Source organism: Paenibacillus sp. MER 99-2 (assembly GCF_023714095.1).
Lineage (GTDB): Bacteria > Bacillota > Bacilli > Paenibacillales > Paenibacillaceae > Paenibacillus.
Map to the genome: position 1 here is coordinate 820578 of NZ_JAMAUZ010000001.1, position 14692 is coordinate 835269.

Consider the following 14692-nt stretch of genomic DNA (forward strand, 5'->3'; position numbering starts at 1 on the left):
ATTTGAATCAACAGAATCCCATTTGCCTGCAAAATCAGCGGCAAATGGGATTTTGTTGTTAAGGACATATTAGGATTTAATCGATGAAGCGATCTGTCCATCCTGATTATGGATAATGGCTCGAATGTTCTGTTTATGGCTGAGTGCTTTGGCTGCATCCACGGCTTCTGCCTTTGTATCGAATGTAGACTGATAGGAGGACTTTCCTTCCTCCTTAATCGCCCAGCCAGAATCTGTAGGCACAACATGAATGTTGTCATGACTCTTCGATGAGGCTACGGGTTCTGAATGACGACGCTCCTTAGAGGAGGATTGGCGATAATCTGCTTTTTTTCCGGATGATGAGTTAGAGTTAGAGTTCTGCTTAGAATTTTGGGATTCGGGATGATTCTCGCCCCATTCTTCGGCTTTCGCTGTAGCGATCGGAATAGCTCGTCCTTCCTCATAACCATCGTCCAGCAGAGCATTAGCGATCTCAATAGCCTTATGTCGGATACGTGGCTCTAGATTTTTCATTGAGACAGGATAATCGTGCTTGTTCCAAGGCATATGAATTCCCTCCTGTGCAGTATTGGATTAGTTGTATATTACCCTCTCCGGGAGGGGATAAACGAATGGATTTTGTTTGAGAAGATGTGGCTGAGCTGATCTAGATAGAAGCCGCTTCCTATACTTTTGAAGGAACGAGGGGTATAATGCTGTTCAGGTAGTAATGAACTAATTAGGGGAATAAAGGAGATTTACATATGTTCAGTCTAAGCTTAGCGATTCCAATGGTATTTACCATGTTAATTCATGCAGCGGATAGTTTATCCTATGCTTTGCGTCTTGGTGGATTACGTACGCGTCGGATTGCCCTAGCAATATCGTTATCTGGAATTTTATTGTTAGTGTCACGTACGTCCAATATGGCTCAAGGGCCAATGGTCGGCAATCTGGTAGACACAGCTTCCAGTGGGGGGACAACGAATTTTGCAACACAGCTTCATTGGTTAATGGGGGCGGCTACGATCGGAACAGCACTTGCTATTCTTTGCTTTCCCACGATGGTGAAGCTGTCTTCCCGAATGGTTGTGCATTTCGAAGCAGCAGGTTCCATTCCAACGATGGTTCGCGGAATGCTGAAGCGTAGCAAGATGAAGAATGCGATGTATTATATTACTCCACCGTCATGGGTGATGGCGAAGCGACTAGTCCAGCATGGCATGCCTAGACGTCTGATGACGTTGAACATTGCCGTGACGGCAATCTATACAACAGGTGTGCTCTCAAGTTTGTATGCATCATACCTGTACCCTAGTCAGGCAATCGCTGCTTCCCAATCCACAGGATTAATCAACGGTATTGCAACCATTTTGCTCACGATCCTGATTGATCCGCGCATTTCTCTTCTTAGTGACAAATCATTACGCGGTGAGATCAAGCTGGATCGGATGAACCAGATCTATGGCTGCATGCTCATATCCCGTTTGTTCGGTACGTTGCTTGCACAGCTGCTGTTGATACCTTTTGCATATTGGATCGGCTGGATCGTAGGTTTAATACATTAAATTCTCCTGACCTTGAGGGGTAACAACATATTTGAGCAGCCAATATTTAGATTTTTGAATTAACTCAAAAGGTGTATGGCATGGCTATAGCCATAATAAAAAGCAACGGCATACTCGCCGTTGCTTTTCTGTGTGTCGTTCTCAAGTTTCATTTGAGTGCGTGCATCTTAAATTTAACGGGATTAGTTAAAAAGTACGGCGTACTCGCCATAGCCTTCCTTCTGAAGATCCTCTTTGGGTACAAAACGAAGGGCAGCCGAGTTAATGCAATACCGCATACCGCCAGCTTCCGCAGGACCGTCGTTGAACAGGTGACCCAGATGGGAATCGCCTTCCCGGCTTCTCACCTCAGTACGAATCATGAAGTGACTAAGATCGGTTTTTTCCTTCACGTTGTAGTCGCGAAGAGGGCGTGTGAAGCTTGGCCAGCCGCAACCCGAGTCGTACTTGTCTGTAGAACTGAAGAGTGGTTCCCCAGACACGATATCGACATAAATGCCATCTCCATGGTGATCCCAGAATTCGTTATGGAAAGCAGGCTCCGTTGCATTGTTCTGCGTAACCTCGAACTGCAGAGGAGTCAGGCGCTCTTTCAGGCTATTTTTATCCACGTTGGCCGACCAGTTACGCTCAATAAAGTCTTGGCGACCAGAACCTTTGCTATACCGCTTATAATGGGCAGGGTTCTTCCGATGGTAGTTTTGGTGATGCTCTTCTGCCTCATAGAACGTTTTTGCTGGCAAAATAGGTGTGAAGATCGGTTTATCAAACCGTCCGCTCTGTTCTAGTGCTGCTTTGGATGCTTCGGCAATCTCACGCTGTTCCTCCGTGTGGTAGAAGATCGCAGTTTGGTAAGAGGATCCACGGTCATGAAATTGTCCACCTGCATCGGTAGGATCTATCTGCTGCCAGAATAATTCAACAAGCTTCTCGTAAGGGAAAATTGATGGGTCAAACGTAATTTGAACCGCCTCTACGTGTCCTGTTGTTTCGGAGCATACTTCTTCATAAGTTGGGTTCTCGGTATGTCCACCTGTATAGCCTGATACAATTCCATGAATACCAGGCAATTCCTCAAAGGGGGATACCATACACCAGAAGCACCCACCTGCAAAAGTTGCTTTTTCACTTGTGTGTTGTTCCATGCTATAGTCACTCCATTTCTGATGAAGATTGTTTACCCCTCTATTATATCCTGAATTGGCAAGCCAACCAAGTCGGATAGAGAGCAAGGCTCTTTTGGTACCTAACTCAGTCTCTAGACAATCCTTACTAACAGGCACTTAGACCTTTTTTCGAGAACGAAAACGGAACACAAGTAAAATAACCGTCATGAACAATAAATAAACGCCAAGAACGAGTAGACTGAGCCAGATGGATTCACTTGCTTGGGCTCCTGCATATGCAAATACAAAAATAGCGGGCATTTTGCCAATGGCAGTAGCAATCATGAACGTCCAGAAGGGAGTGTACGTGATGCCTGCATAAATATTGACGGCTGTTTGAGGAACAACGGGAAGCAGTCGTAGAGTCATAACGCCCATAAAAGGGTGTGCTTCCATCCAAGAGGTGAATCGGTTAAGTCCTCGTATACGATCCAAGTAGGATCTAGCCTGAGCTCTAAATACATATCGTGCACCTGCATATACCAGCAATGCTGCGAGTGTTGTTCCTGACCAGCTTACCCAGGCAGCCATGGTGGTACCATAACTGTAACCCAGAGCAGCAATAACAAACTTATATGGAATAACAGGGACAAGGGCAAATAACATTGCAATGATAATAAGCATAGGGATGGATTGATGGGTATCCGTCCATTCCAACAGTTCATATCTGTACATAAACATGACTCCGGCAAGCAAAACATATAACAGGAGCCAAAACCATTTTCGCAAAATCTTAATGCTCCTTTCAGCATCAGAACATTCTGAGCTACGTTTAATCAAAAGTAAACTTGCCTGAACCACATTGATTAATTGTACCATGTTCGTTCAGTGAGCGCTTAGTTGGAAGCTGACTCAGGAACCTTACTGGCATGTTGCCCTCTGAAGGGTTACACTATAGGACGTAGAAATAAAGAACTCTCGTTGAAGGTGGAATGCTCATCATGGACACAACTAAGCGAACCCGTGTTGGAATCATTGGTCTTGGGGGGATTGCAAGTAAAGTATATTTACCGTTATTAAGCACGCATTCGAAGGTGGAAATTGCAGGTGTAATGAATCGCTCCATAGAACGAGTGGAGAACGTGCAACAAGCCTATAGATTAAGTAATGGGACAACGGATATCAAGGAATTGTTATCCTGGGAGTTGGATGCCGTATTTGTACATACAGCAACGGAAGCGCATTTTGAAATAGTGATGCAATGTTTGGAGCAGGGACTTGCCGTCTATGTGGATAAACCGCTGTCGTATAAGCTGCGTGAATCAGAAGAGATGACCGCTTTTGCTGAAGCGCAAGGCTTGCTGCTAGGAGTAGGCTTTAACCGCAGATTCGCTCCCTTGTATCAAAAGGCCAAAGAATGGATGCGTGCCGGTGGAGGCTATGACTCCTTAACTGTTACGAAGCATCGGACAGGCATTCAGGATCGTCCTGCGGCGGAAACGATTTACGATGATCTTATTCACATGCTTGATTTGTTATATTGGTATTCAGATGGCGATGTGGAGTTGCTTCAACATTGGATTCGTAAAACCGATACAGACAGGCTACTGCATGCATCGGGCGCGGTGAAGCTTGGAAGAACAGCCTACGGAAGATATGATATGGTGCGCGAGGCTGGGGCAGATCTGGAGAAGATTGAGCTGCACGGTAGAGGTAGATCTGTGGAAGTCGTTAACATGGAAATAGCCAGATATGCGGAGCGCGGCGGACTTGAACAGCAAGAGATGTTTGGAAGCTGGGATGGTATTTTGGCTCGACGGGGTTTTGCTGGAGCGGTAGATCATTTCCTTGCTTCCATAGAAACACCTGACGATTGCCTGATCAGTGCAAGTCATGTCATGGAGAGTCATGAGCTGGCTGAACAATTGATTCGTAAGTAATCCGGTATAGCGTACACATTAGGAGGAGTAACGTATGGACGAGTATGAGAAGGAACGAAACAAGCAGATTGAGGAAGCTGTCATTGAAAGTTATAAACAGGAAGAAGAGATGATGATTCTGGTTTTTGCCCAGTGGTGTGTCAATCAAGGGCTGGATCCGGAAGAGATGTACCGGCAAGCCTACCCAGATCAGCAGAGCAACGAGCGTTTACAGCAGGTGCTAAAACTGGTTGTATCCAAGGAGGAAGCCGGCGATATTCCGGATGATACCGTGCTGGGTGTTCTAGCGATGTTTGGCAATGATGATCTAGCAATGGTTGTATCAGAAGCGATTACTGCAAGAAAATAATTTTTAGAGTACAGCATTAATAACCGACTACATCTGCTCCCGATGGATAATGCGAAACTCCTTAGGCGACATGCCGAAACGGGAGCGGAATACACGGTGGAAATACGTATAATTGTTAAAACCGGAGGATTCGGCCACATGTTCCAGGGTCATCGGACTGAAGATAATCCGTTCCCTGGCCATGTTCAGCCTCACATCCAAGGTATATTGCATAATGCTTTTGCCAAACGCCTCTTTAAAAAGATGAACACACCGCGAAACACTAATTCCCACAGAAGAAGCAACATCCTCAAGCTTAAACAATGAGGACGCGTTCTCCTCAATATAACTTTTAATTTCATAAGCTACATAATTCGTATTCGTGATCGTTGGATGTTCGGATAATAGTCGATCGATTTCGAGACATAGGATGCGCATATAATAACTTGAAATCTCAGGATACGGATTGGAAATTCGGCGTTGCTCCAAAATAAGCTGGCGGAACAGTGTGAGCAGGCTCTCGGAAAGCTCCACCTTAATCCGGTTTGGTCGTTTGTGTCGTTTCCACCATTCATCCACCCAAGAACCATTGAAGAAGACATGATAATCTCCACTCTCGACGAGACGTTCTCCCATCGGATTAAGCTCATTGTCTATTTTCAGTTCATAGGGTTCGTCCGGGCTAAAAACAAGCAGATCGCCCGCATCGACTAGCGACATGGCACCATCTACACGAGCTCGGCAACGCCCATCCGTCTGGAGCCTCATCAAGTAGTTCTTCACCCCATCGGGCTGTACCATAGCATAGGGTTTACGGTGAAATGAGAAGCCTGCCGTGAGAACCTGGCAGGAATGATCGGTCGGCATAGGCATACTCCTTGCAAATCAAAAATTATGACCAGATAGTTCATGTTTCGATCATATTATTCATTTTAATTGAAGCCAAAAAGGAATACCATAGTGTTAGATTCAAGATACAGTAATTACAATTTAATAAAAACACTTCTCACGATACGTAAGGAGATGAAGGTCAACGTGGACAAAATGAAAGCAGGCATCATAGGGTGCGGCAATATTAGCGCCATTTATCTGGAGAATCTGAAGAACAGTCCCGTTATTGAGGTTGTTGCCGTAGCGGATCTGATCCTTGAACGCGCACAAGAACGGGCAGATGAATTTAATATCGCAAACGTTTACAATGTAGATGAGTTGCTGCAAAATAAGGAAATTGAGCTTGTCATTAATTTGACTGTTCCTGGTAGTCATGCAATGACGGACATAGCTGCTCTTGAGGCAGGTAAGCATGTGTATGCTGAGAAACCGCTGGCTATTTCTATAGAAGATGGTCGCAAAGTCATTGAACTGGCTGAAGAAAAAGGACTCTACGTCGGATCAGCACCGGATACATTCCTCGGATCAGGCATTCAGACGGCTCGTAAAGCGATTGAAGACGGCCTGATTGGTAAGCCGATTGCAGCTACTTCCTTCTTCATGGGCGGTGGTCCAGAAGCATGGCATCCGAATCCAGAATTCTTCTATATGGATGGAGGCGGACCTATGTTTGACATGGGGCCATATTACCTTACAGCTCTAGTAACATTGCTTGGGTCTATTCGTAGAATTAGCTCTTCGGCAGGGATTCAGATTGTAGATCGTAAGATTGGTTCTGGTCCTAAGGAAGGCACCTCGTTGCAAGTACAAACACCAACGCATCTTGCGGGAACCATTGATTTTAATGGCGGTGCCATTGCAACGATGATTACAAGCTTCGATATTCGGGGCGCTTCAGATCTGCCACGCATTGAAATTTACGGTACAGAAGGCACGCTCAGTGTACCTGACCCGAATTATTTTAATGGAGAAGTGAAGCTTCGCAAATACGGTCAGGATACGTGGGAGACGGTTACACCGATATTTGAAAGTGGTCAAAATGAGCGTGGTCTTGGTGTAAACGAGATGGTTGAGTCCATTCGTGCCGGACGCGAGAGCAAAGCAAGTGGCAAACTGGCATACCATGTACTAGAAGCTATGCATGCATTCCAGCGCTCGTCTCTTGAGGGCAAGCACATTTTGCTTGAAAGCAACTATGAATACAATGCAGCAACCAAAACAGATGACAATCAGACGGAGACTGTACCATCCACTAATTGATTTCAGATGAGGTGAAGCAGGAAATGTTGAAGATCGGACTACAGTTATACACCGTACGGGATGAACTGGAACGCGATTTTAAAGGAACGCTTGCTAAGATTGCGGAGCTCGGCTACCAGGGTGTGGAATTCCATAATTTCTATGGACACAGTGCAGAGGAAGTCAGAGCGATCGTAAATGAACTCGGATTGGAAATTGTAGGTACACATGTGCAATATAATAGCTTGAAAGAAGATTTGGATGCGGTTATCGCTTATCACAATGAACTTGGCAATCGGAACTTAATCGTGCCTTATTTGTCAGAGGAACAACGACAATGGGATGACGTATTTGCTTCGCTGAATGCAATCGGTGGGAAGATCGCAGCAGAGAATCTGGTGTTGTTCTATCACAATCATGATTTTGAATTTACAACACAAGTTGACGGTCGTCCGGCACTGTATGCGATGTACGAGACTGTTCCTGCTTCTCACCTACAGGTAGAGCTGGACTCATGTTGGGCGCATGCTGCTGGTTATCCACCAACGGAAGTGATTGCGAAGTATGCAGGACGCCTGCCATTGGTGCATTGGAAAGACATGAGTCGGTCAGAAGGGCGTGTGTTAACCGTTGAATTTGGCCAGGGGGAAGTAGACTTGGAAGCGGTTGCTGTAGCCTCAGACCAAGCTGAAGCTGAGTGGCTTGTAGTTGAACAGGACGAATGTCAAAATCCATCATTACAGAGCATTGAGAACAGCATGAACTGGATTCGCAAATATGCCGCTAACGGAGGACCTATTCATGTCTAAAGTACTTAACATTGCTATTGTTGGTTGTGGTGGCATTGCCAAAGGAAAACATATGCCGAGTCTGTCCAAGCAATCTCAGGGTCGAATGGTCGCTTTCTGTGACATTGTGAAAGAACGGGCGGAAGAGGCGGCAGCTGAATTCGGAGCAGAGGGCGCCAAAGTGTACACGGATTATCATGAACTGCTGAAGGATGAAAGTATTGATGTGGTTCATGTGTGTACACCGAACGATTCTCACTCCGTTATCACTGTAGCCGCTCTGGAAGCTGGTAAACATGTCATGTGTGAGAAGCCGATGGCGAAGACATCTGAACAGGCTAAAGCGATGCTGGAGGCGGCACAACGTACTGGCAAGAAGTTATCCATTGCATATCAGAACCGCTTCCGTAGCGATAGTCAGTATTTGAAGCAGATGTGTGAGGATGGCGAGTTAGGGGATATTTACTTTGGTAAGGCGATTGCCCTTCGCAGACGTGCTGTTCCAACCTGGGGTGTATTTCTGGATGAAGAGAAGCAGGGCGGAGGTCCGCTGATCGATATTGGTACACACGCACTGGATCTGACCTTATGGCTTATGGATAATTACAAGCCTAAGAGTGTAATGGGCTCGACCTTCCACAAGCTTGGTCAGCGTGAAAATGCGGCAAATGCATTTGGACCGTGGGATCCAGAACAATTCAAGGTGGAGGATTCGGCATTTGGTTTTATCACCATGCAGAATGGAGCTACGATCATCATCGAGTCAAGCTGGGCATTGAATGTTGCCGAGTTCGGTGAAGCCAAATCGTTACTCTGTGGCACCGAAGGCGGTGCTGATATGCAGGATGGATTGCGCATCAATGGTGAGAAGCGAAGCCGGTTGTATGAAACGAAGGTTGATCTTGATGCAGGTGGAGTAGCCTTTTACAGTGGCAGTGCTGAAAATGAAGCAGATCGTGAAGCCAGAATGTGGCTTGAAGCGATTATTGAAGACAAAGAGCCTGTCGTTAAACCAGAGCAAGCTCTCGTAGTAACTCAGATTCTTGAGGCAATCTACGAATCGGCTCAAACAGGAAAAGCCGTTTATTTTGAATCCTGAATGGATAGAAATGATCTTCATTTTCCACAATAATGAGACGAGTAAGTGATCTGAACGGTTATTTATACAGCTTAACGAATCAGCAATTATACGACATTTATTCTAGGGAGGAATCGCACTTGAAACTCGGCGTATTTATGGTACTATTCGGAGGACGTAAATTAGAAGACGCACTTGATTATGTGGCATCCAAAGGGTTGAAAGCCGTTGAGATCGGTACAGGAGGACATCCGGGGAACGCACATTGTAACCCAGCAGAATTGCTTGGCAATGAAGCGGCATTGAAAAACTTCAAAAACGCAGTGGAATCACGAGGTTTGATGATCAGCGCACTGAGCTGTCACGGTAACCCATTGCATCCGCAAAAGGATATTGCGAAAGGATTCCATGATGACTTTGTCAAAACAGTTGAGCTGGCTGAGAAGCTAGAAGTACCTGTAGTGAACACATTCTCCGGCTGTCCAGGTGATCATGAGGATGCTAAATATCCGAACTGGCCTGTTGCACCGTGGCCGAATGATTTCCAAGAAATTTTGAAATGGCAATGGGAGAACAAAGTTATTCCTTACTGGACAGAGTGGGGTAAATTTGCCGCAGATCGTAATGTTAAAGTAGGTCTGGAGCTACACGGCGGATTCTCAGTACACACACCTGCTACATTGCTTAGACTGCGTGAAGCAGCAGGGGAAGTCATTGGAGCTAACCTTGACCCAAGTCACATGTGGTGGCAAGGAATTGATCCTGTACAGGCGATTCACATTCTGGGACGTGAAGGCGCGATCCATCACTTCCATGCCAAAGATACAACCATTGATCCAATTAACGTGAATAAGCACGGTGTGACGGATATGCAGGATTATACGAACATGCTGGATCGAGCTTGGCAGTTCCGCTCGGTTGGTTATGGACATGATAACAAAACGTGGGCAGATATTATGAGCGCTCTGCGCCTTGTCGGATATGATTATGTTGTAAGTATTGAACACGAAGACGGTCTGATGTCGGTTGAAGAAGGATTCTCTAAAGCCGTACAAAATCTCCAGCAGGTATTAATTGAGGAACCGCTGGGCGACATGTGGTGGGTTTAGAGCTACATTAGGGGGAAATTAATGATGATCAACGTCACCATTTGGAATGAATTTGTCCATGAGAAAATTCACGATGAAGTTAGAGAAGTCTACCCGGACGGTCTCCATAGAGCATTGGCTGACGGACTTGGCGGCGAAGGTTTTGTGATTCGGACAGCTACACTGGATCAGCCTGAACACGGGTTAAGTGATGAGGTGCTGAATTCCACGGATGTGCTGATATGGTGGGGACATATGGCACATGATCGCGTAAGCGATGAAGTTTCTCAGAAGGTGACACAGCGTGTGTTAAACGGCATGGGTCTGATCGTGCTACACTCCGGTCATTTCTCCAAACCGTTTAAAGCGCTGATGGGAACAAGCTGCGATCTGAAATGGCGTGTAGCTGACGAGCAGGAGATCGTATGGTGTGTCAATCCATCCCATCCGATTGCGGATGGCATCCACGACAAGATCGTACTGGAGAAAGAAGAAATGTACGGCGAATTCTTCGATATTCCAGTACCGGATGAACTGGTATTTGTGAGTAATTTCCAGGGTGGAGAGGTATTCAGGAGCGGATGCACGTTCCGACGCGGCGAAGGTAAAATCTTTTATTTCCGACCAGGTCATGAGACATATCCGACCTATTACAAACCGGAAATTTTAAGAGTGATCAGCAATGCAGTGAAATGGGCATATCCTGCCCGCAGCTTCAAGCCGGAATTCGGTAAGAGCGAACCTGTAAGACCATTTGGTGGCGTGCTGGTCTAAGCCGCAATCTCTCGTGAATGGATAAATGTAGCATTATACCGAAGAACCCTTCTCCAAGTCTGTATGACTGTGGCAGTAGGGTTCTTTTTGGGTAATTTAGCTGTAAGAACGTGAGACGATATTTCCCATGGTTCTTCAGCCCCATGTAATGGTATACTGTGTAATATCATCAAAGAAGATGAAACCGGTTTATCCAATTGAAAGTTTTTAGCGGGAGACGTTTCCTTTAGCTCTCAAATATGTTATTATGAAATATACTAACAAAACGTAAGTGTAGTGATCTCTAAAGAGGTGATTAATGTGGAAGGCCAAGATTTGCGGATGTGTCCGCGTTTTGAAACCGCGTTTTCCTTTTTGGGTAAACGTTGGAACGGGCTGATTATTCAAACGTTGATGAGTGGGTCTAAGCGATTTAAGGATATTTCCAACCTCATTCCATCAATGAGTGACAAGATGTTATCCGAGCGGATGAAGGATCTGGAAAGTGAAGGCATTCTAATCCGTCATGTGTATCCAGAGACGCCGGTTCGTATTGAATACGAGTTGACAGAGAAAGGCAAGGCGCTCCAGCCGGTTATGAATCAAATTCAGGACTGGGCGGAGCATTGGGTTGACTAATTGATGTATTTCAATATGAACCCTAATTTTGAAGCAGGTAATGGACAGAAGCTCTTGATTTCACTGGAAATCGAGAGCTTTTTGTTTTAAGATACCAAGAAAGCATGTAGAGCAAAACTTCATCGGTTCGTACCCTCATCGTTCAATGTAGGTATGTTATGGGTCTTAACTATGTATGATATAGATAATGGAATCCCTGACATAATTCTTGTGTGTTCTGCACATGTTGTCACGAGTTGTAGTATAATTGTAAGATCAAGAACAACGTCTATTCCTTACAACTATGGCCGTATACGGTCGGAGCGAGGAGGCCACTTGTCATGAGAGAAGAAAGCTTATCCCGTGAAGTACGCTACGGCAAACAAGATATCGTAGAACTTGAGAACGCATCCATTCAGGTACATTTGATTTATAAGAAAGCAGCAGAGCTATTTGTTCGCAATTCGTATTCTCAATCGGTTAGGAATCAAGATTCCGATAAGCATCGGTTGGATCGCAGCAAGGGCTCAGGTTTAGCTCCGATTGTGCTGCAAAAATGGATTCAGACTTCTAGAGGCTGGAAATGCATAGGATGCGAACTGAGACATAATGAAGATCAGATTATGCCATTACATGCAGACGCCTTCCTTCGTGGCTCATCATCTACAGCGAATGGGGAAGGACATGTGTTCAAGCCGGAAATGCTGATTCAAGCGATTGTGTGGGCTCAATATGAGAAGATTCGGATGTTTGCCCCATGGCTTGGTGATGAAGCATTCTACACAGCAGATGAATTGGATACCATTGCACGCTACATCGTGCCTACCTACTTCTCAGAGCGTCCACTCAATGAGCAAGGCAAATTGTTCAAAGTCCATCGTCCTTATGGTCAGATTCCGTTGTATCAGGAATATGTGACAGCACCTTCTTTATGTGTGCAGCTGGATGGCGAGATGTTAGAGGGACGACTACTTACAGGTGTATATGTTTCCGGGGAACAGTTCTCTGGGCTGAATCCGTATCTAAAAGATGGAGACGGAGGCAGAACGTATATGCAAGCCTGCGTTCAGTAAAGGTAAATAACGATAAACTTGTGGTGATTGGAAGTACTAATCACTTTATATTAAGAGGCGTTACATTTCACTGAGATGTGAATTGTAGCGTCTTTTTGTTAAGATAATAGAATGTAAAGTTTCCAGCGGAGAGGAACCAAGGCAGTATCGCATGAAAAATACAATTAAACGCGGTCTGTCTTCTGTGAAAATACGACGATAGTTATTCTCTTATAAACTGGGTCAGATCACAGCAGACAAATGTCTAAACGTTCCATTTCCTACACATGCTATCCAATAAAAGTAACGGCATTGACACTTTTTTTAACGGGATTCTGTGCCATAATAGAGGGTATGGACAACAGGGTGAATGATTTTACGCAGGGTGGTGTTACCTACATGAATAAGAAAATCCCCGGTTTCATAGGCATATGCCTACTTATTTTAGTTATTCTCAGCGGATGTACAGAGACGCGGCCTTCGGAGCAGCCAGTGGTGCAGGAAACCGAATCCACGAATTCTATTACGGTTGCCATAGATGGCAGTACCTTTTTACCAGATGCAACTAAGTCGATCAAACGGGACTTTAGCGAAGGATTAACGCTTAAGAAGGCGCTAACGAACAGTGGGCTTGTTGATTTCACGGCTGATGGAAAACGAATTCAATCCGTCGGAGAGGTCTCGCTCGATTCCTCGTTAATCTGGGCTGTCAAATTGAATGGCAAAGATATTGATCCAGAAGATTGGAATATGGAGCTTCATGCCAAAGATGAAGTGATAATATATGTCAAAGCCGCTGACAGTTCAGGAGAAGGCGTAGCGTATCAGACGACCTTACTCAAAGTGAGCGGCGGCAACATTATGCCAAATCTTAATCGGCAATATGCTGGTGTGTATATTCAGGAGTGCACCGTTCGTGATGTATTAAAGTCCAGCGGCGTTGTGAGAATGTCTGAGAATAACAAATATGTGGTTGCTGTTGAAAATGTCATCCCACGAATGAATCAACGTTGGGTTATTAAGGTGAATGATAAGGAATTAATGGATAACGGCTTGGATATGAAGCTGAGTCCACGTGACGCGATTAAACTTGAATTAACGACGACATCCTAAATATCAAAAGGCCCATCTTCTACAGTGAGAAGATTGGGCCTTTTTTGTTATTTACATATTGCTACTTAGGATTATTGTAAGCGAATAATGAATAACTATCTTAGATCCGGCAGATCTCGCTAGGGCATAGTTCACAGTGACAGATGCCTTGCAGCATTTTCAGATCTTTGATAACGATCATGCCATTATCATATTCGATCGCGTCTTTTTTACGTAGATCACTTAACATACGGTTTACACTCTCACGGGTAGCACCAATCATATTGGACAGATCCGTATGCGTAATTTTTTTGTGGATGATCATATGATCGCCGTGTGGTTCACCATAAGAATTAGACAAACGAATTAAGGTAGAGCAGAGCGCACCAGGTTTGCCGTACAACATCAGATCACGGAATTTGGTCTGGGTGAGTCGATGGTGAATCCCCATCCATTTCATAAAATCAATGGCAAAGTCACAATGCTGACAGATCAGCATCTCCAGGTCTTTATGCTCCAATACACCTATTTCGCTGTCTTCCAGCACTTCTGCCGAGAAGGAATGCTTCGAACCGAAGAAAGGATCAGCCTGCCCAATCATATCTCCGGATTGATACATGTACATGATCAATTCTTTACCTTCATCAGTTGACTTCGTAATCTGGGCACGGCCTCTTTTCATATAATAAAGTTTGTCAGAGACATCGCCTTCCCAATACAGATGTGTTCCTTCGGGATAGGTTCTATCTTTCATCGTTACAAGTAAATGGTTGAAGTTCACATCCGAGAAACAGTTCGTATTCCCGCGTTTTTCCATCACTAGTTGGTCCCTCATAAGTCTATCTCCCCTTTGTCTCCAATCAAAGGCTGCATGTGGCTTACATGACCTTTGTGGTTCGCCGCAAACGGGTGCCGTCCGTTCAGGGTCATCTCGGCCGGGAAGGACGGTACAAATTGCGGTGGTTCAATTTTTAAGTTCAGTATATACCTAATCTTACCGTTTGAGGGGGATAGAAAGGGAACAAAAATGGCGAAATTTCAAACATTGTGATTAAATTCACTTTTTGTGGGCAAGTATGGAGCTGAAAGAGCCATGTAAAAAAAGGGAGTAGCAGTGCACTTGTTAGCAGACATTAAGAATCTAAATTTAAATTCGTAATACTTTGTGA

Annotated in this window: 16 protein-coding genes; 11 read left to right on the forward strand and 5 right to left on the reverse strand. The window is 44.9% G+C overall.

Annotated elements, in window-relative coordinates; all coding sequences use genetic code 11:
* Positions 1–69 precede the first annotated feature (69 nt).
* Positions 70–549 (reverse strand): DUF2188 domain-containing protein, encoded by a 480-nt coding sequence (locus tag M3636_RS03685; protein ID WP_251381304.1) that lies wholly within the window; start codon positions 547–549, stop codon positions 70–72.
* Between the two features lie 197 nt (positions 550–746).
* On the opposite strand from M3636_RS03685, the gene M3636_RS03690 reads away from it, so the two are divergent.
* Positions 747–1550: a lipid II flippase Amj family protein gene (locus M3636_RS03690; RefSeq protein ID WP_251381305.1), complete on the forward strand. Its 804-nt coding sequence runs from the start codon at positions 747–749 to the stop codon at positions 1548–1550.
* Between the two features lie 182 nt (positions 1551–1732).
* Here M3636_RS03690 and msrA read toward each other — a convergent pair whose 3' ends face one another.
* Both msrA and M3636_RS03700 read right to left on the reverse strand, forming a co-directional pair.
* Entirely contained in the window at positions 1733–2695 is a 963-nt protein-coding gene (gene msrA / locus M3636_RS03695) for a peptide-methionine (S)-S-oxide reductase MsrA (protein ID WP_145408407.1), read from the reverse strand.
* Between the two features lie 138 nt (positions 2696–2833).
* The gene (locus M3636_RS03700; RefSeq protein ID WP_164848738.1) at positions 2834–3445 is read right to left on the reverse strand and encodes a TVP38/TMEM64 family protein; all 612 of its coding nucleotides are present in this window, start codon (positions 3443–3445) and stop codon (positions 2834–2836) included.
* A gap of 212 nt (positions 3446–3657) precedes the next feature.
* Between M3636_RS03700 and M3636_RS03705 the strand changes: the two genes are divergently transcribed.
* Both M3636_RS03705 and M3636_RS03710 read left to right on the forward strand, forming a co-directional pair.
* Complete coding sequence (locus tag M3636_RS03705; RefSeq protein WP_128102667.1) at positions 3658–4596, forward strand: Gfo/Idh/MocA family protein; 939 nt, start codon at positions 3658–3660, stop codon at positions 4594–4596.
* A 34-nt stretch (positions 4597–4630) separates the two neighbouring features.
* On the forward strand, positions 4631–4945 hold the full coding sequence (locus tag M3636_RS03710) for a hypothetical protein (RefSeq protein ID WP_145408404.1): 315 nt from the start codon (positions 4631–4633) through the stop codon (positions 4943–4945).
* 27 nt (positions 4946–4972) lie between these two features.
* On the opposite strand, the gene M3636_RS03715 is transcribed toward M3636_RS03710, so the two are convergent.
* Positions 4973–5791: an AraC family transcriptional regulator gene (locus tag M3636_RS03715; protein ID WP_128102665.1), complete on the reverse strand. Its 819-nt coding sequence runs from the start codon at positions 5789–5791 to the stop codon at positions 4973–4975.
* A gap of 168 nt (positions 5792–5959) precedes the next feature.
* Between M3636_RS03715 and M3636_RS03720 the strand changes: the two genes are divergently transcribed.
* The 8 genes from M3636_RS03720 (at position 5960) to M3636_RS03755 (ending at position 13544) form a co-directional block, all read left to right on the forward strand.
* Entirely contained in the window at positions 5960–7075 is a 1116-nt protein-coding gene (locus M3636_RS03720; RefSeq protein ID WP_128102664.1) for a Gfo/Idh/MocA family protein, read from the forward strand.
* Positions 7076–7098: 23 nt separating this feature from the next.
* Positions 7099–7863: a sugar phosphate isomerase/epimerase family protein gene (locus tag M3636_RS03725; RefSeq protein ID WP_251381306.1), complete on the forward strand. Its 765-nt coding sequence runs from the start codon at positions 7099–7101 to the stop codon at positions 7861–7863.
* Entirely contained in the window at positions 7856–8941 is a 1086-nt protein-coding gene (locus M3636_RS03730) for a Gfo/Idh/MocA family protein (RefSeq protein ID WP_251381307.1), read from the forward strand. The genes M3636_RS03725 and M3636_RS03730 overlap by 8 nt, the downstream gene beginning before the upstream one ends.
* 119 nt (positions 8942–9060) lie before the next feature.
* Positions 9061–10029 (forward strand): sugar phosphate isomerase/epimerase family protein, encoded by a 969-nt coding sequence (locus tag M3636_RS03735; RefSeq protein ID WP_128102662.1) that lies wholly within the window; start codon positions 9061–9063, stop codon positions 10027–10029.
* A 24-nt stretch (positions 10030–10053) separates the two neighbouring features.
* Positions 10054–10782, forward strand: coding sequence for a ThuA domain-containing protein (locus tag M3636_RS03740; RefSeq protein ID WP_128104511.1), 729 nt, complete (start codon positions 10054–10056; stop codon positions 10780–10782).
* Between the two features lie 321 nt (positions 10783–11103).
* The gene (locus M3636_RS03745; RefSeq protein ID WP_164848841.1) at positions 11104–11400 is read left to right on the forward strand and encodes a winged helix-turn-helix transcriptional regulator; all 297 of its coding nucleotides are present in this window, start codon (positions 11104–11106) and stop codon (positions 11398–11400) included.
* A gap of 320 nt (positions 11401–11720) precedes the next feature.
* Positions 11721–12452, forward strand: coding sequence for a hypothetical protein (locus tag M3636_RS03750; RefSeq protein ID WP_251381308.1), 732 nt, complete (start codon positions 11721–11723; stop codon positions 12450–12452).
* A 378-nt stretch (positions 12453–12830) separates the two neighbouring features.
* A complete protein-coding gene (locus M3636_RS03755; protein ID WP_128102660.1) occupies positions 12831–13544 on the forward strand; it encodes a hypothetical protein in 714 nt (237 codons plus the stop codon).
* A 100-nt stretch (positions 13545–13644) separates the two neighbouring features.
* Here the strand turns inward: M3636_RS03755 and M3636_RS03760 are convergent, their stop codons facing one another.
* Positions 13645–14358 carry a Crp/Fnr family transcriptional regulator gene (locus tag M3636_RS03760; protein ID WP_128102659.1) on the reverse strand — a complete coding sequence of 238 codons (714 nt, stop codon included), beginning with the start codon at positions 14356–14358 and terminating at the stop codon, positions 13645–13647.
* Between the last annotated feature and the right edge of the window lie 334 nt (positions 14359–14692).